Annotated in this window: 24 protein-coding genes; 15 read left to right on the forward strand and 9 right to left on the reverse strand. The window is 66.2% G+C overall.

Annotated elements, in window-relative coordinates:
- The first annotated feature begins 110 nt into the window (after positions 1-110).
- The 6 genes from AC0GNO_RS22580 to AC0GNO_RS22605 all read left to right on the forward strand — a co-directional run bounded on the left by AC0GNO_RS22580 (position 111) and on the right by AC0GNO_RS22605 (position 7,245).
- The gene (locus AC0GNO_RS22580) at positions 111-1,433 is read left to right on the forward strand and encodes an ISL3 family transposase (RefSeq protein ID WP_472905210.1); all 1,323 of its coding nucleotides are present in this window, start codon (positions 111-113) and stop codon (positions 1,431-1,433) included.
- A 119-nt stretch (positions 1,434-1,552) separates the two neighbouring features.
- Positions 1,553-1,873: a hypothetical protein gene (locus tag AC0GNO_RS22585; protein WP_472905601.1), complete on the forward strand. Its 321-nt coding sequence runs from the start codon at positions 1,553-1,555 to the stop codon at positions 1,871-1,873.
- Between the two features lie 127 nt (positions 1,874-2,000).
- Positions 2,001-2,768, forward strand: a complete 768-nt coding sequence (locus tag AC0GNO_RS22590) for a TOBE domain-containing protein (protein WP_472905602.1) — start codon at positions 2,001-2,003, stop codon at positions 2,766-2,768.
- Between the two features lie 231 nt (positions 2,769-2,999).
- Complete coding sequence (exaC, locus tag AC0GNO_RS22595) at positions 3,000-4,520, forward strand: acetaldehyde dehydrogenase ExaC (RefSeq protein ID WP_472905603.1); 1,521 nt, start codon at positions 3,000-3,002, stop codon at positions 4,518-4,520.
- Between the two features lie 79 nt (positions 4,521-4,599).
- Positions 4,600-4,989, forward strand: coding sequence for a DUF779 domain-containing protein (locus tag AC0GNO_RS22600; protein ID WP_472905604.1), 390 nt, complete (start codon positions 4,600-4,602; stop codon positions 4,987-4,989).
- 141 nt (positions 4,990-5,130) lie between these two features.
- Positions 5,131-7,245, forward strand: a complete 2,115-nt coding sequence (locus tag AC0GNO_RS22605; RefSeq protein WP_472905605.1) for a TonB-dependent receptor family protein — start codon at positions 5,131-5,133, stop codon at positions 7,243-7,245.
- 137 nt (positions 7,246-7,382) lie between these two features.
- Here AC0GNO_RS22605 and AC0GNO_RS22610 read toward each other — a convergent pair whose 3' ends face one another.
- Positions 7,383-8,123, reverse strand: a complete 741-nt coding sequence (locus AC0GNO_RS22610; RefSeq protein WP_472905606.1) for an ATP-binding cassette domain-containing protein — start codon at positions 8,121-8,123, stop codon at positions 7,383-7,385.
- 25 nt (positions 8,124-8,148) lie between these two features.
- Positions 8,149-9,126: a tripartite tricarboxylate transporter substrate binding protein gene (locus AC0GNO_RS22615; RefSeq protein WP_472905607.1), complete on the reverse strand. Its 978-nt coding sequence runs from the start codon at positions 9,124-9,126 to the stop codon at positions 8,149-8,151.
- A gap of 268 nt (positions 9,127-9,394) precedes the next feature.
- On the opposite strand from AC0GNO_RS22615, the gene AC0GNO_RS22620 reads away from it, so the two are divergent.
- The 9 genes from AC0GNO_RS22620 (at position 9,395) to AC0GNO_RS22660 (ending at position 20,222) form a co-directional block, all read left to right on the forward strand.
- Complete coding sequence (locus AC0GNO_RS22620) at positions 9,395-10,390, forward strand: PQQ-dependent catabolism-associated beta-propeller protein (RefSeq protein ID WP_472905608.1); 996 nt, start codon at positions 9,395-9,397, stop codon at positions 10,388-10,390.
- A gap of 158 nt (positions 10,391-10,548) precedes the next feature.
- Positions 10,549-11,700 carry a type 1 periplasmic-binding domain-containing protein gene (locus AC0GNO_RS22625; protein ID WP_472905609.1) on the forward strand — a complete coding sequence of 384 codons (1,152 nt, stop codon included), beginning with the start codon at positions 10,549-10,551 and terminating at the stop codon, positions 11,698-11,700.
- Positions 11,682-12,524, forward strand: coding sequence for an ABC transporter permease (locus AC0GNO_RS22630; protein WP_472905610.1), 843 nt, complete (start codon positions 11,682-11,684; stop codon positions 12,522-12,524). The genes AC0GNO_RS22625 and AC0GNO_RS22630 overlap by 19 nt, the downstream gene beginning before the upstream one ends.
- Positions 12,525-12,642: 118 nt before the next feature.
- On the forward strand, positions 12,643-13,443 hold the full coding sequence (locus AC0GNO_RS22635; protein WP_472905611.1) for a quinoprotein dehydrogenase-associated SoxYZ-like carrier: 801 nt from the start codon (positions 12,643-12,645) through the stop codon (positions 13,441-13,443).
- Positions 13,440-14,444, forward strand: a complete 1,005-nt coding sequence (locus AC0GNO_RS22640; protein ID WP_472905612.1) for a quinoprotein relay system zinc metallohydrolase 1 — start codon at positions 13,440-13,442, stop codon at positions 14,442-14,444. Before AC0GNO_RS22635 ends, AC0GNO_RS22640 begins: the two co-directional genes overlap by 4 nt.
- Positions 14,445-14,792: 348 nt before the next feature.
- On the forward strand, positions 14,793-16,484 hold the full coding sequence (locus tag AC0GNO_RS22645) for a PQQ-dependent methanol/ethanol family dehydrogenase (protein ID WP_472905613.1): 1,692 nt from the start codon (positions 14,793-14,795) through the stop codon (positions 16,482-16,484).
- A gap of 148 nt (positions 16,485-16,632) precedes the next feature.
- Entirely contained in the window at positions 16,633-16,956 is a 324-nt protein-coding gene (locus AC0GNO_RS22650; protein ID WP_472887792.1) for a c-type cytochrome, read from the forward strand.
- A gap of 85 nt (positions 16,957-17,041) precedes the next feature.
- Positions 17,042-19,444 (forward strand): MASE3 domain-containing protein, encoded by a 2,403-nt coding sequence (locus AC0GNO_RS22655; protein ID WP_472905614.1) that lies wholly within the window; start codon positions 17,042-17,044, stop codon positions 19,442-19,444.
- A gap of 151 nt (positions 19,445-19,595) precedes the next feature.
- Entirely contained in the window at positions 19,596-20,222 is a 627-nt protein-coding gene (locus AC0GNO_RS22660; protein WP_472905615.1) for a hypothetical protein, read from the forward strand.
- A 55-nt stretch (positions 20,223-20,277) separates the two neighbouring features.
- Here the strand turns inward: AC0GNO_RS22660 and AC0GNO_RS22665 are convergent, their stop codons facing one another.
- From AC0GNO_RS22665 to pqqC, 7 genes are all read right to left on the reverse strand, one after another.
- The gene (locus tag AC0GNO_RS22665; protein ID WP_472905616.1) at positions 20,278-20,946 is read right to left on the reverse strand and encodes a hypothetical protein; all 669 of its coding nucleotides are present in this window, start codon (positions 20,944-20,946) and stop codon (positions 20,278-20,280) included.
- A 119-nt stretch (positions 20,947-21,065) separates the two neighbouring features.
- A complete protein-coding gene (locus AC0GNO_RS22670) occupies positions 21,066-21,590 on the reverse strand; it encodes a hypothetical protein (RefSeq protein ID WP_472905617.1) in 525 nt (174 codons plus the stop codon).
- A gap of 18 nt (positions 21,591-21,608) precedes the next feature.
- Positions 21,609-22,220 (reverse strand): hypothetical protein, encoded by a 612-nt coding sequence (locus tag AC0GNO_RS22675; RefSeq protein ID WP_177138010.1) that lies wholly within the window; start codon positions 22,218-22,220, stop codon positions 21,609-21,611.
- A complete protein-coding gene (locus AC0GNO_RS22680; protein ID WP_472905618.1) occupies positions 22,195-22,974 on the reverse strand; it encodes a hypothetical protein in 780 nt (259 codons plus the stop codon). The genes AC0GNO_RS22675 and AC0GNO_RS22680 overlap by 26 nt, the downstream gene beginning before the upstream one ends.
- Positions 22,971-24,128, reverse strand: a complete 1,158-nt coding sequence (gene pqqE, locus AC0GNO_RS22685; RefSeq protein ID WP_472905619.1) for a pyrroloquinoline quinone biosynthesis protein PqqE — start codon at positions 24,126-24,128, stop codon at positions 22,971-22,973. Before pqqE ends, AC0GNO_RS22680 begins: the two co-directional genes overlap by 4 nt.
- Entirely contained in the window at positions 24,112-24,384 is a 273-nt protein-coding gene (pqqD, locus tag AC0GNO_RS22690) for a pyrroloquinoline quinone biosynthesis peptide chaperone PqqD (RefSeq protein ID WP_472887798.1), read from the reverse strand. The genes pqqE and pqqD overlap by 17 nt, the downstream gene beginning before the upstream one ends.
- Positions 24,375-25,106 carry a pyrroloquinoline-quinone synthase PqqC gene (pqqC, locus tag AC0GNO_RS22695; RefSeq protein ID WP_472905620.1) on the reverse strand — a complete coding sequence of 244 codons (732 nt, stop codon included), beginning with the start codon at positions 25,104-25,106 and terminating at the stop codon, positions 24,375-24,377. Before pqqC ends, pqqD begins: the two co-directional genes overlap by 10 nt.
- Between the last annotated feature and the right edge of the window lie 104 nt (positions 25,107-25,210).

Genomic DNA, 25,210 nt, shown 5'->3' on the forward strand with positions numbered 1-25,210 from the left:
GGCTCAATGCCGTTTTGCATGGAACTTGACCTTCAACTCCGATGCGTGGTGAGTGAGTGAGGTTGCTGGATACTCTGGTTGCCGCCACCCTGACAACTTCGTAACCGACCATGAGCCTGAGCACCGAAGCCCTGTTCACCGCAGCCCTTGGGTTGCAAGCCCCCTGGCGTGTCGAGCGCGCCGAGTTGAGCACCGCCAAGAAACGCATTGACTTTGAAGTGGTCTGCACCGAGCGGCGTCTGACCTGCCCACACTGCGGCGCACCCGATCAAGGCATCCACGAGAGCATTGAGCGATCGTGGCGCCATCTGGATTTCTTCCAGTTCGAGGCCTGGCTGCACGCGGCCATACCCCGCGTAGCCTGCACCGCCTGCGGCAAGACCAGCCAGGTGCCGGTGCCCTGGGCGCGCGAGGGCAGCGGCTTCACGCTGCTGTTTGAAGCGCTGGCGCTGAGCCTGTGCAAAGAACTGCCCGTGGCCCACGCGGCCCGTCACCTGCGCGCCGACGCCAAAGCCTTGTGGCGGCGCATTGACCACTACGTCAAGCTTGCGCGTCAGAAGGACGACATGAGCGGCGTGCGCCACATCGGCATTGACGAGACCAGTCTGCGCAAGGGCCACGAATACGTCACGGCCGTGCACGATCTGCAGCAAAAGCGCCTGCTCTTTGTCACCGAGGGACGCGATCACCAGACGGTCAATGCCTTCACCAAAGACCTGTCCGAGCATGGCGGCAGCGCCCAGGCGATCAGCCATGTGAGCATGGACATGAGTGCGGCCTACCTGAAGGGGGCACAGCAGCAACTGCCGCAGGCGGCCATCTGTTATGACCGCTTTCATGTGGCGGCACTGGCGGGCAAGGCCATGGATGAGGTGCGCGCGGCCGAATTCAAAAGCCGACCCAACGCCGTGGCGCAAGCGCTGGGCGAGCTGGACCGCGCCAGCAGGCGCAGTCTGAGCTGGGCCATGCGCACGCACCATGCGAGCTGGAATCAGCGGCACATACAGGCGATGTACGCCCTGCAGCGCACGAACTTGCAAAGCGCACGGGCCTGGCGCATGAAGGGGGCGCTGCGGGAGGTGTATGAGACAGCGGCGCACAGTCAGAGCGAGGAGGTGGCGCGCACGGGACTTGGGCGCTGGATCGCCTGGGCCATGCGCTCGCGCCTGGAGCCCTTCAAGCGGCTCGCACGCACGCTCAAGACGCACTTTGAAGGCGTCATCGCGGGCATGCAGCAAGGACGCAGCAACGCGTTTGTGGAGGCCATGAATGGGCTAATGCAAAACGCCAAGCGGGCCGCACGCGGATTCAGAACGAGCAGGAACTTCATCGCCATTGCGTACCTGCGCCTGTCCAAGCTCAAGCACCTTCCAGCCAACCCGTTCGAGCACGCAGCGCCGCGCTTCGCAGGCCTCACCACGCATCGGAGTTGAAGGTCAAGTTCCATGCAAAACGGCATTGAGCCATAGGGAATCAGGCGGAAGTAGATAACGATATTACGCGAGCCAGAAAACAAAATACGCGACTGAAGGAAGAGTCGGATAAAAGGTATTTGCTCGGAAAATCACAAGAAGAAACAAACCGGAAGGAAAGAGTTGGTGGATTAAAGGCCTGTTTAGATGCCAATGCTCGCTGTACCACCTTACGTTTCGATATATCTTTAACCGGAAATCAACTTAAAGGTGAAAAGGGGCTTAAAAAAAATGATGTTACTGCGGCGTTGGGAACGCCGGAAAATGTGCAGACGATGGGGGGAAAGGACTTATGGTACTACTCGATTCCTGTATCACTCGATGGAGATGATCGGTCCCGCGGCAAAAGGATTCAAATAATTTTTGATTTATCTGGGGTGTCTCAGGTCAACTTCTATTAAGGAAGGTTTGCGAAAGTCCTTGATGTGATGAATGAACCCACCAGTTCTTGCTATTGGTGAGACATCTGGCGACTTGCATTCATGACCCCTGGGTGGTCTCGCCAAACCCACACAAAACAGCTTTCCCATGACTCCACTCCCGCCAGCCGCCCTCTCCGAAGCCCTGGGCCATGCCGCGAGCGACAAGCGCCTGGAGGTCCTGCGCCGGGTGGGTGAGACCGGCTCGATCTCGCAGGCCGCGCGCGATGCGGGCATCAGCTACAAGGCGGCCTGGCAGGCCATCGACACACTGAGCAACCTGAGCGGGCAGACTTTGGTGGACCGCACGGTGGGCGGCTCGGGTGGTGGCGGGGCGAGCATCACGCCGCAGGGGCTGCAGCTGCTGGCTCTGGCGGACGAGCTGGCCCAGGCGCGTGAGGCGGTGTTGACGCGCTTTGCCGGCGGGTCCTCTGGTCTGCGCTTCGGTCTGGGTTTGCGCACCAGCATGCGCAACCAGTTGCCTTGCCGTGTCGAAGCGGTGGAGCCGCTGGGGCAGGGCGATCCCACGGTGCTGGTGCGGATGCGCACGCCGGGGCAGGCGCTGCTCACGTCGAGCGTGACGCGTGAGAGCGCCGATCTGCTGGGTTTGTGCGTGGGGCTGGAGGCGCTGGTGTTGTGCAAGGCCACGGCGGTGCGGGTCGGCCGGGGTGAGGTGGAAGACGCGCCCGGCCAGTGTGTGCTGCCCGGTCGCATCGAGCGGCTGGCGCGCGGGCAGGTGCGTGACGAAGTCGTGCTCGCACTGGATAGGGGTGGTCAGTGGGTGGGCTTTGCGGAGCACCCGTTCGCGGCGCGCAAGGGGCAGCGGGCCTGGGCTTCGATGGACGTTTCGTCGCTGGTGATCGGTCTGGCGGGGTAACCGGTATCGAGCGTTGGCACCGGCGTTCATATGAACGGGTGTGCCGTACCAAGCTGGCACAGTGCGCTGCGGTGTGGGCCTGAATGGCGCAACCTTTCACTTTGTGTTGTCAAAAAAGTGAGCAATCGTCTCAATTTGAGTCGGTCTTCTGGCGTGGCACGGAAGTTGTGGTGATGAAGGCAGCCCATCGGGCGATTCACTTTTTATCCACCATCCCAGAGGACGACAAACATGATTTACGCAGCCCCAGGCGTCGCCGGCGCCAAGATCGCCTACAAACCGCGCTACGACAACTTCATCGGCGGCAAATGGGTGGCACCGTGCAAGGGCCAGTACTTTGACGTGATCACGCCCGTGAGTGGTCAGGTCTACACGCAGGCCGCGCGCTCCACCGCCGAAGACATCGAACTCGCGCTCGACGCCGCCCATGCCGCGGCCGACAAGTGGGGCAAGACCGACGCCGCCACGCGCTCCAACATCCTGCTGAAGATCGCCGACCGCATCGAGCAGAACCTGGAGTTGCTGGCCTACGCCGAGACGGTGGACAACGGCAAGGCGATCCGCGAGACGCTGAACGCCGACATCCCGCTCACCGTGGACCACTTCCGCTATTTCGCCGGTTGCGTGCGTGCGCAGGAAGGTGGCGTCAGCGAGATCGACGAGAACACCATGGCGTACCACATCCAGGAACCGCTGGGCGTGGTCGGCCAGATCATTCCCTGGAACTTCCCCATTCTGATGGCGGCCTGGAAACTGGCCCCCGCCATCGGCGCGGGCAACTGCGTGGTGCTCAAGCCAGCAGAGTCCACCCCGATCTCCATCCTGATCCTGGCCGAGCTGATCGCCGACATCTTGCCCCCAGGCGTGCTGAACATCGTCAACGGTTATGGCCGCGAAGCCGGCATGCCGCTGGCCACGAGCAAGCGCATCGCCAAGATCGCCTTCACCGGCTCCACCACCACCGGCCGCGTGATCGCCCAGGCCGCTGCCAACAACCTGATCCCGGCCACGCTGGAACTGGGTGGCAAGTCGCCCAACGTGTTCTTCGCCGACATCATGGACAAGGACGATGCATTCCTCGACAAGTGCGTTGAAGGCCTGGTGCTGTTCGCGTTCAACCAGGGCGAGGTCTGCACCTGCCCGAGCCGTGCGCTGATCCAGGAAAGCATCTACGACAAGTTCATGGAACGTGTCTTGAAGCGCGTGGCCGCCATCAAACACGCCAACCCGCTGGACACCGACAGCATGATGGGCGCACAGGCCTCCAAGGAGCAGCTGACCAAGATCCTGTCGTACCTGGAACTGGGCAAGGAAGAAGGCGCTGAAGTGCTGGCCGGTGGCGGCCAGGCCCACCTGGGTGGTGATCTGGAAGGCGGCTACTACGTGCAGCCCACGCTGTTCAAGGGCCACAACAAGATGCGCATCTTCCAGGAAGAAATCTTCGGCCCTGTGCTGGCCGTGACCACCTTCAAGGACGAAGCCGAAGCCCTCGAAATCGCCAACGACACGCTGTACGGCCTGGGCGCCGGTGTGTGGAGCCGCAACGGCAACGTGGCCTACCGCATGGGCCGCGCGATCAAGGCCGGCCGCGTGTGGACCAACTGCTACCACGCCTACCCGGCACACGCCGCTTTCGGTGGCTACAAGGAATCGGGCATCGGCCGCGAGACCCACAAGATGATGCTGGACCACTACCAGCAGACGAAGAACCTGCTGGTGTCCTACTCGGAAAACAAGCTCGGGTTCTTTTGATCCACACGGATTGAAGTGAGATCAAAGGGGAGCTGGCAACGGCTCCCCTTTTCGGCTTTTCAGAACAAGGAGACAAGAGATGGTTGAAAAAGTCATTGCCACGCCGGCCGCGGTCGAGCTGATTCAGTTCCTCAAGACGAAGCACGGCCCCGAGCTCATGTTCCACCAGAGCGGCGGCTGCTGCGACAACAGCGCGGCCAACTGCTACCTGCCCGGCGAGATCACCATGGGCGCGGGCGACGTGTACCTGGGCCACATCGGTGGTTGCCCTTTCTATATCGGCAGGGCGCAATATGCTTACTGGCGCCACACCCAGCTCATCATCGACGTGATCGAGGGCCATGGCGGCACCTTCTCGCTGGAAGGGCCGGAGGGCAAGGCGTTCCACACCCGCTCGCGCGTGTTCAGCGAGGCCGAGATGGCCGATCTGGCTGCGCAGGAGGCGCAAGAAGCGGCCAGCGGCGACTGATCCGCGGGGCAGGTGTTCCATTCCTGAACAGGGGGGCGATGGATCCGCATGGCACGGAACTTGTAGTCAGAATCGGGCAAACAGAGGCAACACCGCACTGGCGCACATCCGCATGCGCCGGGCTCTCCACCGGAGACCGACATGACCCGATATCCCACGAACAAGACCCGCTGGCCCCTGAACCGCCTGGCCGCTGCCGCGTTGCAGACCCTGGCCCTTACCAGCACCGGCCTGGCCGGTGCCCAGACCCTCTCCGAAGTGGTGGTCACCGCCAACCGCGAGGCGCAGCAGAGCTTCGACGCGCCCGCCGCCATCCAGGGCGTGGGCCGCGAGACCATCGAAGCCGCCGGGCCGCAGGTCAACCTGTCCGAAGCCATCAACCGCATTCCGGGCATCACGGTGCTCAACCGCCAGAACTACGCGCAGGACCTGCAGCTGTCCATCCGCGGATCGGGCTCGCGCTCACCGTTCGGCATCCGCGGCGCGCGGCTGATCGTGGACGGCATCCCCGCGACCATGCCCGACGGGCAGGGCCAGGCCTCCACCATCAGCCTGCCTTCGGCCCAGCGCATCGAGGTGCTGCGCGGCCCGCTGGCCCAGCTGTATGGCAACGCGGCGGGCGGTGTGCTGCAGGTGTTCACCGCCGATGGCCCGGCGCGGCCGGAAGTGCGCACCAGCGTGGATGCGGGCAGCGACGGCTTGCGCCGCTACGGCCTGCAGGCCGCGGGCCAGAGCGGATCGCTCAACTACCTCATCGACCACAGCGACTTTTCCACCGACGGCTGGCGCACCAACAGCGCCGCCAAGCGCCGCCACACCAATGCCAAGCTGCGCTGGACGGCCAGCGAAAACACCAAAGTCACGCTGGTGGCCAACGCCTTCGACCAGCCGGTGTCGGGCGACCCGCTGGGTCTCACGCGCGAGCAGTTCGAGGCCGACCCGCGCCAGGCGGTGGCGAACTCCACGCTGTACCACGCGGGCAAGGACGTGTCGCAAAACCAGGTGGGCCTGGTGGTGGACCACAAGCTGGATGCGCAGAGCGACATCAGCGCCCGCGTCTACAGCGGCCAGCGCGACCTGGACAACCGCCTTTCCATTCCCCTGTTTGTGCAGACCGCGCCCACGGCCGCTGGCGGCGTGGTGCAGCTGGACCGCCGCTACAGCGGGGCCGGCCTGCGCTACACGCGCCGCATCCCGGCCGGTGAGGGCCAGGTGCAGCTGACGGCGGGGCTTGACCACGAGCGCATGAGCGAGCGCCGCCGTGGTTTCATCAACAATCTGGGCGAACAAGGCGCGCTCAAGCGCGACGAAGACGACAGCGTGCACAGCACCGGCCTCTATGCCCAGGCCGACTGGGCCATCAACGAAGCCTGGAGCGCCGTGGCCGGCCTGCGCGCCAACCGGGTGAACTTCCGCGTGCAGGACTTCTACATCCGCCCTGGCAACCCGGACGACAGCGGCCGCGCGGAGTTCAGCGCCACCAACCCGGTGATCGGCATCACGCGCCACCTGAGCCCCGACACCAACGTCTACGCCAACGTGGGCCGCGGTTTCGAGACGCCGACCTTCACCGAAATCGCCTACACCGCCAGCGGCAGCGGCCCCAACCTGGGCCTGCAGTCGGCGCGCAGCACCCACGCCGAAATCGGCGTGAAGACCCGGCTGGCCGAAGGGCACCGGCTCGACGCGGCGCTGTTCCACATCGGCACCACCGACGAGATCGTGGTGGCCTCCAGCAGCGGCGGTCGCACCATCTACACCAACGCGGGCAAGACGCGCCGATCGGGCCTGGAAGTGGCCTACAGCGGCCAGCTGTCGCCCGAGTGGCGCACGCACGTGGCGCTGTCCACGCTGAACGCGAAGTTCGCCGACGCCTTTGCCAGCAGCAGCGGCGGTGTGGTGGCCGCCGGCAACCGCATTCCCGGCACCGTGGACCGCAGCCTGTTTGCCGAGCTGGCCTGGCAGCCGCGCGCCGTGCCCGGCATGACCGCCGCGCTGGAGCTGGTGCACCAGGGCAGCATGGTGGTGGACGACCAGGGCAGCGACCGCACCGATGCGGCCACCGTGTTCAACCTGCGCGTGGGCTTCGAGCAGAAGCTGGGGGCCTGGACGCTGCGCGAACACCTGCGGGTGAACAACCTGGGCGACAAGGCCTATATCGGCTCGGTGATCGCCAACGACGGCAACCGACGCTTCTTCGAGCCTGCGCCGGGGCGGCAGTGGGGCCTGGGCCTCTCGGCGACCTACGCTTTCTGATGGCGCTGGCCGCTCAGCGCCTGCTTAGGCCCAGCGCCTGAGGGGGCGCCCAGCCCAGGGCACCGCCGGGCCGGCTTTGCCGGACGGCCAGTGCCGCCCCCTTCAGGGGGTAGCGCGAAGCGCTGCGGGGGTGTTCTTCAGACGCCAGGCTTTTCCAGCGCGCGAAGCACCTCGGTCTGGAAGTCCGGTCCCTCGGCCGCGGACATGAAGGCGTCGATCGAACCGTCGAAGCGCACCGTGCCCTGGTGCAGCAGCATCAGGCGATCGGCCACCCTGGCTTCTTCGATCAGGTGCGTGGCCCAGAGCACCGCCATGCCGCGGTTGTGGCACAGGCCGCGCACGGTGTCGAGCAGGTGCTGGCGCGAGGCCGGGTCCAGCCCCACCGTGGCCTCGTCCATCAGCAACACGGCCGGTTCGTGCAACAGGGCACGCACCAGTTCTACCTTGCGCCGCGTGCCGCCTGAGAGGCTGCGCACCATGGCCCTGGCCTGATCGCCCAGGCCCATGGCCGCCAGCCCGTCGGCGATGCGCTGCCGGGCTACCGCGCGCGGCAGGCCGTGCAGATCGGTGTGGAACAGCAGGTTGGCCATCACCGAGAGGTCCATGTCGAGCGCGCTCTGCTGGAACACCACGCCAAGCGTTGCCAGCGCGCGGCTGGGGTGGCGCTGCATGTCGTGGCCCATCACCACGACCGTGCCCTGGTCGGGGCTGAACAGGCCGGTCAGCAGCTGCAGCAGGGTGGACTTGCCGGCGCCGTTGGGCCCCAGCAGGGCCAGCATTTCACCGGCCTGCAGCGCCACGCTCACGCCCTTGAGTGCGGGTTTGCCGTTGTAGGCCTTGTGCAGGTTCTGCGCGGTCAGCAGGCAGGTTTCTGGCATGGTTGTTGTGTTCGTGGTGGACGGTTCAACTGGCGGATCGGGCCAGCAGGTTCATGCGCTTGAGCAGGCGCTTTTCGCGCTCCACCGTGGCCAGCACGGCCTGGCGGTAGTCGTGCGTGTTGAGGTAGTCCAGGCCCTGATCGTATTTGGCCAGTGCCGCCTGGTGCCGCTCGCTGAACATGGCGCGGCGGAACACCTCGTGCAGTTTCTGCACCACCGCCTCCGGCGTGCCGCTCGGTGCGGCCAGACCCCAGGGCGATGTGTACACCGCCTGTGGGTAGCCCAGCTCGCGCATCGTCGGCACCTCGGGCCAGCGTGGGCTGCGCTGCGCGCTGAAGGTGGCCAGCAGGCGCATCTGGCCGCGGTCTACCCAGGGGGCGAAACCGGTGGAATTGACGCCGGCCATGATCTGCGCGCCGGCGATCGCCAGCATCTGGTCGGCTGTGCCTTTGTAGGGCACGTGCACATAGCGCACGCCGTGGTTCAGCAGGATCTCTTCCATCGCCAGGTGCGCCGTGGTGCCGATGCCGGTCGAGCCCAGCACCAGTTCGCCCGGGTGTCTCTGCGCCCAGTCCACCAGATCGGCGAGCGTCTTCCAGGGGCTGCTCGCGGGCACCAGCACGCCGAAGGTGACGCCCGACACCTGCAGAATCGGGCTGAAATCCACCACAGGGTCCCAGGGCACGTGGTTCATCAAGGCATGGCGGTACACCGTGATCGGCACCTGGCCGATGGTGTGGCCGTCGGGCTCGGCGGCCTTGAGCAACGGCGCCACCTGCGTGCCCGCCGCGCCCGGTTTGTTGATGACCACGATGGGCTGGCCCAGCAGCGGCTCGGCCTCTTCGCACAGGATGCGCAGCGTCAGGTCGGTCTGGCCGCCCGCGGGCCAGGGCACGATGAGTTGCAGCGGTTTTCGCGGCCAGGTGTCGGTGGTGCCGCCGCCCGGTTGCGCCCCTGCACGGGGCAGTGCGGTTGCGAAAGCCAGCGAGGCGCCCAGGGTCATGACACTGCGCCGCGAAACCCCGTTCGTGCAGCGGTGGAACGCATTGAGGGTTTTCCCTGTGCCATTTTTGAACGCTGGGCGTGACGGTGTGTGTCTCATGGGGCGGTGTTTGTGTCTCCAGCGCCCGGGAAAGCCCCGGACACCGGTTGTTTTCAGGCAATTTCTGTTCCCGTGCGCCTGGCACCGTTTTTGCAGATCGACTGTGCGCACTTCGATGCGTGCAGGACGAACACCCGTTCACCGATTTCAACAAGACAGGAGACTTTTCATGGCCCTTCGTGCCCCTTTGGCTTTCGCCCTCCGTGCCGTGTCCCTCGCCGCAGCCGCCGCTTCGCTTGCCTTGTCGGCTCAGGCCCAGGGCGCCGGTAAGGTCTATGTGTCCAGCGAGAAGGACAACAAGATCTATGTGTTCGATGCCCAGGGTGAGCGCACCGGCGCCATCGACGTCTGCAAGCGTCCGCGCGACATGAGCTTCAGCGGCGACGGCCAGCAGATCCTGGTGATCTGTGGCGACAGCAACGCCATGGGCCTGGTGGACGTGGCCACCGCGAAGCTGACCGGCACGGTGCCGCTGGGCGACAGTCCCGAGATGTTCGACCTCAGCCCCGACGGCAAAATCGCCTACGTGTCGATCGAAGACGAGAACGTGGTGGCCGCCTACGACATCGGCACGAAGAAACCCCTGTTCGAAGTCAAGACCGGCGGCGAGCCCGAAGGTGTGCTGGTCACGCCCGATGGCAAGACCGCGTACGTCACCTCCGAAGTGGCCAACGTGGTCCACGTGATCGACCTGGCCACGAAGAAGGTCACGAAGAACATCAAGGTCGGCAAGCGCCCGCGCCGCTTTGTGCTGTCACCCGACGGCGCCGAACTGTGGGTCACCAACGAACTGGATGCCACGGTGAGCGTGGTCGACACCAAGACCCACACCGAAAAGCAGAAGATCAAGTTCGAGGTGAAGGGCATGCGCCAGGCCGACATCACGCCCGTGGGCATGACCCTCAGCCCGGACGGCAAGAGCATCTGGGTCGGGCTGGGCAAGGCCAACCATGTGGCGCAAGTCGACGTGGCCACCAAGGCGGTGAAGAGCCAGATCCTGGTCGGCAAGCGCGCCTGGGGCATGGGATTCCAGCCGGATGGCAAGACGCTGTACGTGGCCAATGGCTTGTCCGATGACATGACGCTGGTGGACGCTGCGAGTGGCAAGGCGATCAAGACGGTGCCGGCCGGACGGGTGCCGCACTCGATCCTGGTCAGTAAATGATCCCCCTCCGTTGCTTGCTCGCTGCGCCCCGAATTGCCGCCGCTTGCGGCAATTCGCTCAGCCGCATCCCCCCCCAGGGGGGCGCTCCCAGCGGCCCGGCGAAGCCGGTTCCGCGGGAGCCCTGGACGGGGCTGTGGCGCTCGACCGCTCTGGCTTTGATGGGTGCCTTTGCGTTCTCTGCTTTCGCGGCCACCAAGATCACCATCGCGGTGGTGTCGCTGGACGGTGACCCGCGCCACGCGCCGCGCCGCATGGAGAAGGCCTACCCGGGCCACCCCACTGGTCGTGCCATCGACGGTGTGACGCTGGCGGCCGAGGACTCGGCGTTTGAGCTGGACGCGGCGGGCATCGATCTGGTGGTGAAAGACGTGGTGCTGCCCAATGCCGCTGCGCTGCCCAAGGCGCTGGCCGAGCTGAAGGCTTTGCGGGTGCAGCACGTGGTGGCTGATCTGCCGCTGGCCGAGTTGCGCGCGCTGGTGCAGGCCGCGCCTGCTGCACTGGGCGGTGCCATCGTGTTCAACGCCGCGCTGGACGACGACCGCCTGCGCGGGGCGATGTGCGCGGCCCACCTGCTGCACACCGCGCCCAGCCGCGCCATGCTGAGCGACGCGCTGGCGCAGTACCTGGCCGCGCGCAACTGGCGCAAGGCGCTGCTGTTGCAGGGCCCGCTGCCGGGCGACGCGCTGATGACCGAGGCCTTCAACCGCTCGGCCAAACGCTTCGGCATCAAGGTCGTGGCGCAAAAGCCGTTCAAGCTCACCGGCGATCCGCGCGAGCGCGACCTGGGCAACACGCGCCTGCTCACCGGTGACCGCGAACACGAGGTGGTGGCGGTGATGGACAGCGACGGCGAGTTCGCGCGCCTGTTGCCCTACGCGACGCAATGGCCGCGCCCGGTGGTGGGCGCCAACGGGCTGGTGGCGGCGGCCTGGCACCCGCAGTGGGAACGCCACGGCGGCCCGCAGCTCAGCCGCCGTTTCTTCAAGCTCGCGCAGCGCCCCATGCAGGGCCCCGACTGGGCGGCCTGGGCGGCGGGCCGCGCGCTGGCCGCCGTGCTGGCCGAGAACCCCAAGGCGCCGGTCGCGCAGCAGCTCAAGGCCTTGCGCGGTGGCGGCACCACGCTTGACGGCTTCAAGGGCCGCAGCCTGTCGTTCCGCGCCTGGGACGGCCAGTTGCGCCAGCCTTTGTTCCTGAGCCATGTGGATGGCGTGGTCGGCACCGCGCCGCTCGACGGCGTGTTGCACCCGAAGGAAGTGCTCGATACCCTGGGCGTCGACCAACAGGAGAGTGCATGCAAAGCGCGCCCATGAACGTGTCCGTGATACCGCTCGCAGCGCCCTCGCTGCCCCTGCACCTGCTGCGCGCGCTGCGCGCGGTGGTGGGCCGCGAGCTTAACCGCTTCCTGCGCCAGCCCACGCGCCTGGGCTCGGCGCTGGTGCGGCCGCTGCTGTGGTTCGTGGTGTTTTCGGCCGGCTTCAACAACGTGTTCGGCGTCGCCATCGTGCCGCCCTACGAGACCTACATCGAATACAAGGCCTACATGGTGCCCGGCCTGCTCGGCATGGTGGCCCTGTTCAACGGCATGCAGAGCTCGCTTTCCATGGTCTACGACCGCGAGATGGGTGTCATGCGCCTGCTGCTCACCGCGCCGCTGGCGCGTGGCTGGCTGCTGGCCTTCAAGCTGCTCGCGGGCACCTGCCTCTCGGTGCTGCAGATGGGGGTGTTCCTCGCCATCGCCTGGGCCTTTGGGGTGGAGGTGCCGCTGGCCAACCTGCCGGGGCTGCTGATCGCCATGGCCTGCGGTGCCACGATGCTCGCCGCGCTCGGACTGATGCTCTCGGTGTACGTGAAGCAGCTGGAGAACTTTGCCGGCACGATGAACTTCGTGATCTTCCCGATGTTCTTCATCAGCCCTGCGCTTTACCCGCTGTGGAAGCTTGAAGAGTCGGGCGCGTGGTGGCTGCTCAAGCTGGCCGAGTGGAACCCCTTCACCCACGCCGTCGAGGCCATGCGCTACGCCATGGTGGGGCAGTTCACGGCGTTGTCGTGGTCGGTGGTGGTGGGCTGCGGCGTGGTGTTTTTCGTGGCTGCATTGTGGGGTTACGACCCGCAACGCGGCTGGACAAGACGATGACCCCCTGCGTCGCTTCGCGCCTCCCCCCAGGGGGCGATGCCAGTGGCCCGGCAAAGCCGGTTCCACGGCATCCTGGATTGGGGCACGCGCTCCGGCACGTTTTTTAGGCTTGACCAACATGCAAGTGATGCCATCCCGTCGTGATGTATTGGCATTGGGAGCAGGCATGGCCTGCGGACCATTGGCCTTCGCGCAAGGCGACCAGACCGGTGGCGACCCACTGGGCTCCATGCAGTACCCCAGCCTGCGCGAGCAGACCATCGGCAAGGCCACGGCGAAGTTCTCCGACGCGGTGACGATCAAGGGCCCGGCCTTTGCCGACGACGCGATGAACGTGCCGCTGCTGGTGGACGCGCGGGGGCTCGACCAGGTGGGCGGCGGCGTGGCGCTCATCCGTGTGTCGGTGGACCGCAACCCGGTGCGCCAGGTGCTGGACTTTGAACCGCTGCGCGCGCTGCCCATGCTGGCCTTTCGCATCCGCATGGAACAGGCCTCGCCGGTGCGCGCCTTCGTGCAGACGCGCGACGGCCAGTGGCATGTAGGCAGCACCTGGGTGCAGGCGGCGGGCGGTGGCTGCACGGTGCCCGGCCTCACGCGCGCCGACGGTTCCTGGAGCAAGACCCTGGGCCAGGTGCAGGCACGTTTTTTCAACAACGTGCTCGAAGGCAGCCGGCGGTTGCGCGTGCGCGTGATGCACCCCATGGACACGGGGCTGGTCGCGGGCATTCCGGCTTTCTACATCGAAGAGCTGCAACTGGTGGACAGCTCGGGCCAGGCCTGGTGGAAGCTGGCGCTGCACGAGCCGGTGTCGGAAAACCCGCTCATCACCTTCGAGTTGCCGCCACAGGCGGTGAGCGGCCTGCGCCTGGTGGGGCGCGACAACAATGGCAACCGCATCGACGCCGAGGTGGGTGCATGAACTTCGCGGAGGGCGTCGGTACCCGATGGAATCCGTGGTGGTTGACGGCGCTCGTGCTGGCGGGCAGCGCGCAGGCGCAGACCATCGCCGCGCCGCCGCTCGTGTCGAAACCCGACATGGCCACGTTCAACTACGACCTGCAGCCGCGCCAGATCGCCGAGGGCACCTGGGTCATCGAAGGCGCCGTGCAGGACTTCAGCCGCGCCAACGGCTGCAACATCATCAACACCGCCTTCATCACCACCGGCGCGGGCGTGGTGGTCATCAACACCGGGCCTTCGCGCCTGTACGGCGAGCAGCAGCGCCGCGCCATCGAACGCGTCACGCGCGAGCCGGTCTTGCGCGTGCTGGAACTCAACCTGCACCCCGACTATTTCTTCGGCAACCAGGCCTGGGCCGACCGGCCCACGCAGGCGCTGCCCGGCAGCATCGCCGGCATGCAGGCCGAAGGCACGGCCTACGCCGACAACCTCTACCGCCTCTGCGGCGACTGGATGCGCGGCACCGAGTCCACCCCCGCGCGCGAGGCTGTGTTGCCGCAGACCCTGCAGCTCGGTGCTCACAAGCTGGAACTCAGGCGCCTGCACGGCCACACCGCGGACGACCTGGTGCTGCTCGACCACCGCACCGGCGTGCTGTTTGCCGGGGGACTGGTGTTTGCCGAGCGGGTGCCCACCACGCCGCACGCCGACTTCGCCGCCTGGCTGAGCAGCCTGGACACACTGGAGCAACTGATCACCAGCGGCCAGGTGAAATCCGTGGTGCCCAGCCACGGCCCGGTGCACACGGGCCTGGCCGGTGTGCAGCAGACGCGCGACTGGCTGCAGTGGCTGACCACGCTCATGCAGACCAGCGCCGAGCGCGGGCTCGACCTCGGCGAGGTGCTGGGCACGCCCGTGCCACAGCGTTTCGCGCACTGGGCCGCGCAACCCGCCGAGCTGCACCGCTCGCTCACGCAGTGGTACCCGCGCTACGAGCTGCGGGCGTTGATCAAGCCCTGAGCCGCCACCGGTGTTGCAGCCCGACCGGGTTGCAACGTGGGCACTGCGACATTTCTGAACACTGTCACAAGGGTGTCTCTTCATCCGGTTCGCGTTTGGCGCATTTGCAGGCGTCCGGGGCCGCTGGCGTGGCCTCGTGGGGGTATTTCGATCAGTGAAAACCCTAGGCTTTGGCGGGTATCGGTTGCTGGCACAGAAGTTGCCATTTCTGCTCGCGTGCATGCCCCGGCTGGAGAGGGACAACACCAGCGAGCCGCTGGGGCGGCACGGCCAGTTCCCACAAGCCATCAACCTCACAAACGAGCAGGAGACCACCCAGTGAAACGCACTCTATTGAGCCTTTTGGTCATGGCCGCCACGGCCCACGTCAGCGCCCAGGGCGTGACCGACGCGATGATCGCGGACGACGCCAAGACCCCCGACAACGTGCTCAGCTGGGGCCTCGGCACCCAGGGCCAGCGCCACTCGCCGCTGACCGGCATCAACGAAAAATCCATCAGCAAACTGGTGCCCGTGTGGTCCATGTCCTTCGGTGGTGAAAAGCAGCGGGGCCAGCAAAGCCAGCCGCTGGTGAACAAGGGCAAGATGTTTGTCACCGCGTCTTACTCGCGCATCTACGCGGTGGACACCAAGACGGGCAAGAAGCTCTGGAAGTACGAGCACCGCCTGCCCGAGGGCATCATGCCCTGCTGCGACGTGATCAACCGCGGCGCCGCGCTGTACGACAACCTCGTCATCTTCGGCACGCTGGACGCCCAGCTCGTGGCGCTCGACCAGGAAACCGGCAAGGTGGTGTGGCGCGAGAAGATCGACGACTACTCCGCCGGCTACAGCTACACCGCAGCGCCACTGATCGCCGAGGGCCTGCTCATCACGGGCCTGTCGGGTGGTGAGTTCGGTGTGGTCGGCCGCGTCGAAGCGCGCGATCCCAGGACCGGCAAGATGGTCTGGGTGCGCCCCGTGGTGGAAGGCCACATGGGCTACAAGGACGGCAAGGAAAACGGTGTCACCGGTACGACCAATGCATCGTGGCCGGGCGAGACCTGGAAGACCGGCGGCGCCGCGCCCTGGCTCGGCGGCAGCTACGACCCCACCACCGGTCTGGCCTATTTCGGTACCGGCAACCCCGGCCCCTGGAACAGCCACGTGCGCAAGGGCGACAACCTGTATTCCGCCTCCACCGTCGCCATCGACGTGAAGACCGGCCAGATCAAGTGGCACTACCAGTCCACCCCGAACGACGGCTGGGACTACGACGGTGTGAACGAGTTCGTCACCTTCGACATGGACGGCAAGCGCGTCGGTGCCAAGGCCGACCGCAACGGCTTCTTCTACGTGAACGACGCCACCACCGGCAAGCTGATCAACGCCTTCCCGTTCGTGAAGAAGGTAACGTGGGCCACCGGCATCGACCTCAAGACCGGCCGCCCCAACTTCGACCCGGCGAACCGCCCGGGTGACCCGACCGCTGCCGGCGGCGACGGCGCCAAGGGCAAGTCGGTGTTCTCGGCGCCGGGCTTCCTGGGTGGCAAGAACCAGATGCCCATGGCCTACAGCCCCAAGACCGGCCTGTTCTACGTGCCCACCAACGAATGGGGCATGGAGATCTGGAACGAACCCATCACCTACAAGAAGGGCGCCGCCTACCTGGGCGCGGGTTTCACCATCAAGCCGCTGTTTGACGACCACATCGGTTCGCTGCGCGCCATCAACCCCAAGACCGGCAAGGTCGAGTGGGAAGTCAAGAACGAAGCCCCGCTCTGGGGTGGTGTGCTGACGGCTGGCGACCTGGTGTTCTGGGGCACGCCCGAGGGTTACCTCAAGGCCGCCGACGCCAAGACCGGCAAGGTGGTCTGGCAGTTCCAGACCGGCTCCGGCGTGGTGGCTCCTCCCATCACCTGGACCGAAGGCGGCGAACAGTACGTGAGCGTGGTCTCCGGCTGGGGCGGCGCGGTGCCCCTGTGGGGCGGTGAAGTGGCCAAGAAGGTCAACTTCCTCGAACAGGGCGGCTCGGTCTGGACCTTCAAGCTCATGAAGTGATGCAGCGGCAGCGGGGCGCAGCCTGAAGGGGCGGCCCTGCCACATTGGGCGGTGTCGGCCGCCGCACGCGTGTGAACGGTCGACCCCGCCCTTTTTTTGTCCCGTGTTTGTTTTCCATCTCTCTTTTCTTCTTTCAGGTAGCCCTGCCATGCGTACCGTTCTGATCCTCGCCTCTGCCCTTGCCGGCCTCAGTGCCCCGGCCCACGCGCTCGACGTGACCGCCGCCATCGAAATGGCCAAGGCCAACGGCTGTTTCTCCTGCCACTCGGCCAACGAAAAAGTGGTCGGTCCGTCCTACAGCGCCGTGCATGAAAAATACAAGGACGACAAAGACGCCGTGGCCTCGCTGGCGCAGTCCATCCAGTACGGCTCCAAAGGCAAATGGGGTCGCATTCCCATGCCGCCGCACCCCGGCATGAGTGCCGCCGACATCAAGACCCTGGCCGAGTGGGTCATGACCATCAAGCCCTGAGCGGCCGAGATCCTTCGGCGCAGGGCGCGTGACGGCGCGGCAGCGCTTTTCAGGGGGTTGCGCATTTTTCCGGTAATGTGCCGGCATGCCACTCGCCCACCCCATCAAATACGGTTTTCTCAGCCTGCTGGCGGTGCTGGGCATGGTCGCCATCGTCAATGCCCCGCCCGACACCGCCAGCGGCCTGCTCGCCAGCCGCATGCTCGAACTGCACCTGGTGCTGGAGCTGTTTGCCATCGTGATCGCCACGCTGGTGGTCGTGGTGTCCTGGCACACCTTCGAACGCCGGCAAGACCGCAGTGCCAACGCCCTGCTCGCGGGTTTTGTGGTGGTCATCGGCTGCGATCTGATGCATGCCCTGACCTACGAAGGCATGCCGCCCTTGCTCACGGAGAGCAGCACGCCCCAGGCCATCTTCTTCTGGCTCATGGGCCGCAGCTTCGAGGTGTTGACACTGGGTGCCGTCACGGCGGGCCTGGCGCCGCGCTGGCCCCGGACGGTCTTGCTGGGGATCGGCCTGTTGGTGGCGGTGACCACCATTGCCTTTGGCTCCTTCGCGCTCGACCGGTTCCCCGTCACCTTCGTGCCGGGGGTGGGCGTGACCCCTTTCAAGGCGGGCTACGAATACGTGCTGGTGGGGCTCAACGGACTGCTGGCGCTCGTGCTGTGGCAGCGGGCGAAATCCGAACAATCGCGGCAACACGCGCTGCTCGCACTCTCCTGCCTCTTCATGGGCTTGGGGGGATTTGCCTTCGCCGCCTACGTGGCGCCATCGGACTTCCAGAACGTGGTGGGCCACCTCTACAAGGTGGTGGCCTATGCCCTGCTGTACCGCGCCACCTTCATCACCAGCATCCGCGCGCCTTTCGAAGCCTTGCGCGTCTCAGAAGCCCGGGTGCGTGAAAGCCAGGCCCGCATGCACACGCTGGGCGCCAACCTGCCGAACGCCGTGCTGTACCAGGTGGTGCTGGAACCCGATGGCCACCGCCGGTTCACCGAGGTGTCGGACTCGGTGGAGCGCGTCTGCGGTGTGACCGTGGCCGAGGTGCTGCTTGACCCGATCGCGATGTACGGCGGCATCCACCCGGACGACGTGGCCATCCTCGCCGCCGCCGAACAGCGCTGCGCCGAAACGCTGCAGGTGTTCGACTGCGAAGCCCGCTTCTGCCGGCCCGACGGCAGCGTGCGGCGCATGCACCTGGTGTCTGCACCGCGCGCGCTGGACGGCGGCGGCATCGTGTGGGACGGCCTGCTCACCGATGTCACCGACCGCACCGAAGCGCAGGAGGCCCGTCGCCGGCTGGAGCAGCAGCTCGGCGAAGTGCAGAAGATGGAGTCCATCGGCACGCTGGCCAGCGGCATCGCCCACGATTTCAACAACGTGCTCGCTGCCATCCTGGGCAACGCCCACATGGCCCGGGAAGACCTCAAGGGCGGCAACCCGGCCGATGTGGCGCTCAGCCTGGACCAGATCATCAAGGCCAGCGACCGCGCCCGGGCCCTGGTCGACCGCATCCTCAGCTTCAGCCGGCGCGACACCGCCCGGCGCCAGGTGCAGCCTCTGCTACCGGTGGTGCGCGAAAGCCTGTCGCTGCTGCGCTCCACCCTGCCGGCCGGCGTGCAGCTGCTCGAACACATCGACGACCCCGAGGCCAGCGCCGAGATCGACCGCACCCAGTTTGAGCAGGTGCTGCTCAACCTCTGCACCAACGCCTGGCATGCCCTGGGCGACAAAGGTGGGCTCATTGAAGTTCGGCTGGGCACCGTGGTGCTCGGCGCAGCGGCGTCCTTTCCCCTGGGCCTGCTGCCCGGGCGCCATGTGCACCTGTCGGTGCAGGACAATGGCTGCGGCATGGACGAGCTGGTGCGCCAGCGCATCTTTGAACCCTTCTTCACCACCAAGCCGGTGGGCAAGGGCACGGGGCTGGGGCTGTCCGTGGTGCACGGCATCGTGCGCTCGCACGACGGTGCCATCGGTGTGCATTCACAGCCCGGTCAGGGTACCCGGTTCGACATCTTCATTCCGGCCCCGCCCGGCGCGGTGGCGTCCGTCCCGGCCCCAGGCGCAGCGGTACAGCCTGCTGCCGAGAGCGGACACGGCGAACGGGTGCTGCTGATTGAAGACGACCTGCTCATGTCCTCCATGCTGAAAAAGCTGCTTGCCCGCCAAGGCTACCGCGTGTCACACCACAGCGACCCCGAGCAGGCCATGGCCGCGGTGCGTGCCAACCCGCAGGCGTTCGACATCGTGGTGACCGACTACAACATGCCCCAGCACTCTGGGCTCGACGTGATCACCGCCATCCGCCGCATGCGCCCGGGTCTGCCCACCATCCTGGTCTCGGGTTACGTCAACGACGAGTTGCGCGCCCGCGCTGTCGCGCAAGGCGCGCGCCATGTGCTGGAGAAAACCCGCGTGCTCGATGAGCTGGTGAAGCTGCTGGGTGACACGCTGCGTCCTGCAGCGGACCAGGCGGTTGAAGTCTGACCCTGCTGGGTCGAATCACGGGCTGTTGCGCTGTCGTCACCGCCGCCGTCGCGCGGTGTTTCAGCGATACGTGTTGTCACATTTGAAGGCCGGACTGGTCCTGTACCCTGGGTAGCATTCAGTCCGTCTTTTCGTTCACATGGAGAACCGCATGAACACAACACACCGCATCAATGCCCTGAACACCCTGCGCCCGCTCGTGCTGGCCGTCGCCTGCCTGGCCGCTGGCGCCAGCGGGGCCCAACAAGTCACCGTGGATGTGGTGGTCGGACCGGCGCCGACCGTCGTCGATCCCGTCGTGGCTGCGCGGCAGCAAGAGATGGCCCTGCAGCTGGCCCGGGCCAACCTCAGCCAGCAGGGCATCACCGAGCCCAGCATCGGGCAGCTCGCCCTGGCCACCAGCGATGTGCAGGCGCAACGCGACAGTGGCATGGGCTGGGGCCAGATCGCGAACAGCCTGGGCCTGCGTCTGGGCTCCGTGGTCAGCGCGGCCAACCAGGCCGACCAGGCCGACCGCCGGGCAGGCTTGGCCATTGGGACCCGCACCACCCGCCCTGCGGCAGCAGGCAGCAAAGCAAATGCTGGTAACAGCGGCAACAGCAATGCCGGTGGTCAAGGTGCTGGCAGCAGCGGCAACCGGGGCGGTGGCGCCAGTGCAGGCGGCGGTTCCAATGCGGGCGGTGGTGGCAATGCCGGCGGCAAGGGTGGCAACTCCGGCAATGGCGGTGGCGGCAACGGGGGAGGGAAGGGCGGCGGTAACGGTGGCGGCAAGCGCTGACCTGCCCGCTGGCGAACCGCGCTTCAGGAGCCGTTGCCCGGTGACGCAGCCGTGATCAGGGCTCCCTCTCCGCCGTGAGAACGCCCCCGGTGAGAAACCCCCTGGGCACTTTTTCCTCGCGCTCGAACTTCACCAGCCCCTCGCCCTGGCAATACCACTCGCGGCTGATCAGGGGCACGTCGGTGAAGCCGTTGACCGGGTCGGTGTAGAGGTTCAGTCGCGCCTGGCCGACCACGCGCAGGCAGGGATTGTGTTCGCTTCCGTCGGCGAGCTTCACGCTGTCGTCCACCGCTTCGATGCGCCAGGTCATCTGCGCCTTGTGGGTGTACTTCAGGTCGCGCGGGTGTTCGTTCCTGCGCTGGATCAGGTAGGGCACGGTGGGCGTGGTCCATTCGGTGCCGACCTGGTAGGGCGCCTTCAGCACCCACAGCGGCTCGGCGTCTGCCGTGGGCTCGCTGTCGATGTCGGTGCGGGTGGCGATGCGGCGGATGCCTTGCTCGTCCACCTGGAGGTAGTAGCTCACGCCAGCGGAGTGGTGGCGCACGGCGACGGTCCGGTCCTGAAACGTTTCAGGTTGGGTCACGCGCAGGGTCCATTGTTCGGGCTCGCGCGGTTCTTCGCCAACGTATTGCACAGCGTAATCCTGTGTTTCGCCTTCGCGCAGGGGGAACCAGTCATTGCCCTGGTTGCGGTTGCCGCACCCGGTCGCGAGCAAGGCGATCACAACAGAAGCCAGCCACGTGTGCGCGCAACCCAACACCCACCGTGGAACTGGCTTTGCCAGGCCACTGGTGGGGTCCCCCCCGTGGGGGGGAAGACGCGAAGCGGCGCAGGGGGGGCTCATCATTTCTCCGGCAGCTGCGCGCGCGGCAGGTCCGTCAACTTGATTTCCACCTTGTCGTTGCTCGCGGGCAGCAGCCAGGCCAGGCCGCCCTGGCCGCGCTTGGGTTCGGTGCTGCCCATCTGGGTGTTGCCTTCGCGTGCTTTCTTGATGCCGTCGCCCAGGATGCGGTGCAGGTCTTTTTCGTACGGCAGGCGAAACACGCGCGGCATCTCCAGCGGCGCGTTGTCTTTCATGGGGTTGACCCAGATGTAGATGGCGCCCTTGTGGCCGCGACCGGGGCTGGGTTCTTCGAAAACGGCCGAGAGCAACATGAAGCGCTTGGGCAGGGCGTCGTCGCTCGGCCAGCCCGCGATGCCTTGCAGCGTGTGGTGGCCAAACACATAGAAGCCGCTCACCAGCAGCACCATCGCGCCCTTCACGGCCCAGGGCCAGCGCGTGGCCAGGCACAGGCAGAGCAGCAGGAACGCCAGCAGCGCGTACACCAGCACGAGCAGCAGCAACTGGGAGGAGACGGCAGGGATCATGGTTGTTCTTGTGGGGGGTCAGAGGCCGGAGCGTTGCACGATGGTGAGCGGTCGGGTGTTGAGGTCGATGACGTTGCCGCCCTCGTCGATGCTGAAGCGCACCAGGGTGCGCTCGTCGCCCTTGGCGGGGATTTGCTGCGTGCCGGTGTAGACGATCTCGGCCTGCGGGTTGACCTTCACCACCGCGACCGACACGTCCACCGGCAGCTTGTCCTTGCTCTCGTAGTAGTGCGCGTTCACCACGTATTCGCCCGGCACCAGGCCGCGCAGGGTGACGATCTCCTGGCGGATCGGGCTGGTGATCTCACGGCCGTTGACGATGACGCTGTTGTTCTTGGCGCCGCGGTCGTCGCGGTCCAGGTGCAGCATGCCGGCGTCGCGCTGGCGGAACCACAGCGTCTTGCCGCCGGGTTCGAGCACCCAGGCGTCGACGTCGTTGGGGTTGTTGTCGGGCCAGGACACCGTGACGATGAACTCGGCCTTGGCCGGGATGTCGCCGGCCTTGCGGGCCTTGGGGTTGAACGAGAGGATGGCGATGACGAACAGGAAGACGAAGGCGATCAACATGTTGAACAACATGTCGTAGAACGGATCGGTCTCGGTGTCACGGACCGCTCGGCCGATCGCCATGGGGCGGCTCCTGCAGTGGGGTGGCGGGCGGCGCGAGGCCGGCGGCCAGGGTGTCGGCCACGAGGGCGTCGGCAAAGCGGTCGAGGCGCATGAGCTGCAGGCCGAGCAGGATGTTGCCGGTGAGGCCGGTGACGGTGGTGAGCAGCGCGATGCCCAGGCCACCGGTGAGGTTCTTGAGCAACTGCGACGACTGGCTGGCGTCGAAGCTGTCCATCTGCCCGAGCTGCAGCGCGAGGATGGAAAAGCCGATCACCTTGCCCAGCAGGCCCAGCTTGAGCTGGATGCCGTTGAGCCACCAGGCCATTTCGTGCGGGCCGTGGGCGCGCTCGCCCAGCACCTGCAGCCAGATGGAATGGTCGGCGCCGGGCAGTGCGCAGCCCTGGTGGTATTCGGCGCTCCAGCCGGTGGGCTCTCTGAGGCTGGAGGCAGCGAGCCGCGCGTCGAGCCGCTGGCGCTGCTGGCCCAGCACCCAGGCGCGCTTGCCTGCCCAGATCGAGCAACCGGTGAACAGCAGCACGATGGTGACGGTGAGCCCCGTCGGGTCGGCGTCGATCAGCCGGTGCCAGGCGCCGGCCTGCCACAGCAGCAGGGCGCCAAACACCAGCAGGCCCATGTAGGCCAGCCAGAGCAGGAACAGACCGTGCTCCATGCGTTCCAGCGCGAGCGGACTGTGGCGCGCGCCCGGAATGCGGCTCGCCAACGCTGCACCGAGCATGCGGTGGTGCGGGGCGCCCGCGGGGGTGGGTGGGCTCATGCGTTGGGTTCGGCGTGCAACAACCGGGATTCGGCGTCGCTGCGGAACACGATCGGGATGCTGCGTCGCGTGGGCGCCTGCTTCACCAGTTGCACCACTTTTTCGTGGTGCGGCGATTTGCTGCACACCGGATCGGCCTCGGTGGCGTCGCCGGTGATCAGGAAAGCCTGGCAGCGGCAGCCGCCAAAGTCCTTGTGGCGCTCGTCGCAGGTGCGGCAGGGGGCCTTCATCCAGCTGTCGCCACGGAAGGCGTTGAAGGCGTTGCTGCGTTGCCAGATCTCGGCGATGGACGTGTCTTTCACGTTGGGCAGTTGCAGGCCGGGCAGGTCGCGCGCGTTGTGGCAGGGCATGGCCAGGCCGTCGGGCGCGATGGAGAGGAACACCGAGCCCCAGCCGTTCATGCAGGCCTTGGGTCGCTCCTCAAAGTAGTCGGGCACCACGAACAGCACGCGGGTCCTGGGGCCGGTCTTGCCTTCCTGCTCGGCGCGGAAGGCGTTGACCACGGCCTCGGCCTCCACGAGCTCTTCGCGCGTGGGCATCAGGTGGTCGCGGTTGATCCAGGCCCAGCCGTAGTACTGCGTGTTGGCGAGTTCCAGGTACTCGGCTTCGAGCGCCACGGCCATTTCGATGATCTTGCCCACGTGCGGCAGGTTGTGCCGGTGCAGCACGCAGTTCATCACCATCGGCCAGTCGTGTTGCTTGATGAGCCTGGCCACGCGCTGCTTGAGCTCGAAGGTCTTGGTGTGGCTCAGAAAATCGTTCATCTCCTTGGTGGAGTCCTGGAACGAGAGTTGAACGTGGTCGAGCCCGGCGTCTTTCAGCTTCTGCGCGCGAGTCGGCGTGAGGCCCACGCCGGAGGTGATGAGGTTGGTGTAGTAGCCCAGGCGGTGGGCTTCCTGCACCAGTTCTTCCAGGTCGTCGCGCAGCAGCGGCTCACCACCCGAAAAACCGAGCTGCGCCGCGCCCAGCTTGCGCGCCTGCTGCATCACGTCCACCCACTGCGCGGTGCTCATCTCGTCGTTGATGCGCGCGTGTTGCGTGGGGTTGTAGCAAAACACGCAGTGCAGCGGGCACTTGTAGGTGAGCTCGGCCAACAGCCACAGGGGCTGGCCGATCACGGGTGCGGTGCCGGTGGGTTCAGTCGATCCAGCCACGGCGTTGTCCTTCTTCGAGCAAGTTGCGGACTTCGGGTTCCAGGCCCTGAGCGTTGAAGGCGGTCTCCAGTTCGGAAACGATCCCTTGCAAGGTGCGCTCGCCGTCGCATCGTTGCAGGATCTCAGCCGCAGAAGGGTTGAGCTGCACCATGCCCTCGGGATACAGCAGCACCCAGCGGCTCTGCGCTTCTTCGTATTGCAGGCGGAAGCGGCGCGAGAGCTTGGGGCGCTCGGGCAGGGTGGCTGTCATTGACATGCCTTTTCAATCGCATCCAGCATGGTCCACAGAATGTCCAGCTTGAACTGCAGGATGTCCAGCGCATGGTGCTGCGCTTCACGGGTATTGAAGTGCGACAGCGTGACCTGCAGGCCGTGTTCCACGTCGCGGGTGGCGAGCGGGATGCGGCTGCGGAAATAGGCCAGGCCGCTGGCCTCGATCCAGGGGTAGTGCGTGGGCCAGGTGGCGAGGCGGTCCTTGTGGATCTGCGGCGCAAACATTTCGGTGAGCGAGGAGCACACGGCTTCCTGCCACGGCGCCTTGGCCGCGAAGTTCACGTACGCATCGCAGGCGAAGCGCACCGCGGGCGCAACGCCCTGCAAAGACCACAGGTCTTCGCGCGAGATGCCGACCGCTTCACCCAGGCGCATCCAGGCCTCGATACCGCCCGCGGACGAGCCCTCGTAGTCGCCGTGGCCGTCGTGGTCCAGGATGCGCTCGATCCACAGCCTGCGGTGCGCGCGGTCGGGCATGTTGGCAAGGATGGCGGCGTCCTTGCGCGGGATGCAGATCTGGTAATAAAAGCGGTTGGCCACCCAGCAGCGGATCTCGTCGGGCATGCAGCCGCCCGATTTCATGCGCACGTTGAAGGGGTGGTGAATGTGGTAGCTGCGGCCCTTGTCGCGCAGCTGGGCCTCGAACGCATCAGGGCTCCAGGCGGGCAGGTGGCTGTGATTGCGGATGGCTTGAGCGATTTCCATGATCAGATTTCTATGCAAACGGGTTGATCAAGCGATGCCTTGCCCAGCGCACACCGTGGAACCGGCTTTGCCGGGCCACTGGTGTGGTCCCCCTGGAGGGGGAA

Source organism: Hydrogenophaga sp. L310, assembly GCF_055703065.1.

Excerpts from the sequence above, each read along its gene's own strand:
- AC0GNO_RS22580 (WP_472905210.1), top strand. The coding sequence starts at position 111 with ATGAGCCTGAGCACCGAAGCCCTGTTCACCGCAGCCCTTGGGTTGCAA.
- AC0GNO_RS22590 (WP_472905602.1), top strand. The coding sequence starts at position 2,001 with ATGACTCCACTCCCGCCAGCCGCCCTCTCCGAAGCCCTGGGCCATGCC.
- exaC (WP_472905603.1), top strand. The coding sequence starts at position 3,000 with ATGATTTACGCAGCCCCAGGCGTCGCCGGCGCCAAGATCGCCTACAAA.
- AC0GNO_RS22600 (WP_472905604.1), top strand. The coding sequence starts at position 4,600 with ATGGTTGAAAAAGTCATTGCCACGCCGGCCGCGGTCGAGCTGATTCAG.
- AC0GNO_RS22605 (WP_472905605.1), top strand. The coding sequence starts at position 5,131 with ATGACCCGATATCCCACGAACAAGACCCGCTGGCCCCTGAACCGCCTG.
- AC0GNO_RS22610 (WP_472905606.1), bottom strand. The coding sequence starts at position 8,123 with ATGCCAGAAACCTGCCTGCTGACCGCGCAGAACCTGCACAAGGCCTAC.
- AC0GNO_RS22615 (WP_472905607.1), bottom strand. The coding sequence starts at position 9,126 with ATGACCCTGGGCGCCTCGCTGGCTTTCGCAACCGCACTGCCCCGTGCA.
- AC0GNO_RS22620 (WP_472905608.1), top strand. The coding sequence starts at position 9,395 with ATGGCCCTTCGTGCCCCTTTGGCTTTCGCCCTCCGTGCCGTGTCCCTC.
- AC0GNO_RS22625 (WP_472905609.1), top strand. The coding sequence starts at position 10,549 with ATGGGTGCCTTTGCGTTCTCTGCTTTCGCGGCCACCAAGATCACCATC.
- AC0GNO_RS22630 (WP_472905610.1), top strand. The coding sequence starts at position 11,682 with ATGCAAAGCGCGCCCATGAACGTGTCCGTGATACCGCTCGCAGCGCCC.
- AC0GNO_RS22635 (WP_472905611.1), top strand. The coding sequence starts at position 12,643 with ATGCAAGTGATGCCATCCCGTCGTGATGTATTGGCATTGGGAGCAGGC.
- AC0GNO_RS22640 (WP_472905612.1), top strand. The coding sequence starts at position 13,440 with ATGAACTTCGCGGAGGGCGTCGGTACCCGATGGAATCCGTGGTGGTTG.
- AC0GNO_RS22645 (WP_472905613.1), top strand. The coding sequence starts at position 14,793 with ATGGCCGCCACGGCCCACGTCAGCGCCCAGGGCGTGACCGACGCGATG.
- AC0GNO_RS22650 (WP_472887792.1), top strand. The coding sequence starts at position 16,633 with ATGCGTACCGTTCTGATCCTCGCCTCTGCCCTTGCCGGCCTCAGTGCC.
- AC0GNO_RS22655 (WP_472905614.1), top strand. The coding sequence starts at position 17,042 with ATGCCACTCGCCCACCCCATCAAATACGGTTTTCTCAGCCTGCTGGCG.
- AC0GNO_RS22660 (WP_472905615.1), top strand. The coding sequence starts at position 19,596 with ATGAACACAACACACCGCATCAATGCCCTGAACACCCTGCGCCCGCTC.
- AC0GNO_RS22670 (WP_472905617.1), bottom strand. The coding sequence starts at position 21,590 with ATGATCCCTGCCGTCTCCTCCCAGTTGCTGCTGCTCGTGCTGGTGTAC.
- AC0GNO_RS22675 (WP_177138010.1), bottom strand. The coding sequence starts at position 22,220 with ATGGCGATCGGCCGAGCGGTCCGTGACACCGAGACCGATCCGTTCTAC.
- AC0GNO_RS22680 (WP_472905618.1), bottom strand. The coding sequence starts at position 22,974 with ATGAGCCCACCCACCCCCGCGGGCGCCCCGCACCACCGCATGCTCGGT.
- pqqD (WP_472887798.1), bottom strand. The coding sequence starts at position 24,384 with ATGTCAATGACAGCCACCCTGCCCGAGCGCCCCAAGCTCTCGCGCCGC.
- pqqC (WP_472905620.1), bottom strand. The coding sequence starts at position 25,106 with ATGGAAATCGCTCAAGCCATCCGCAATCACAGCCACCTGCCCGCCTGG.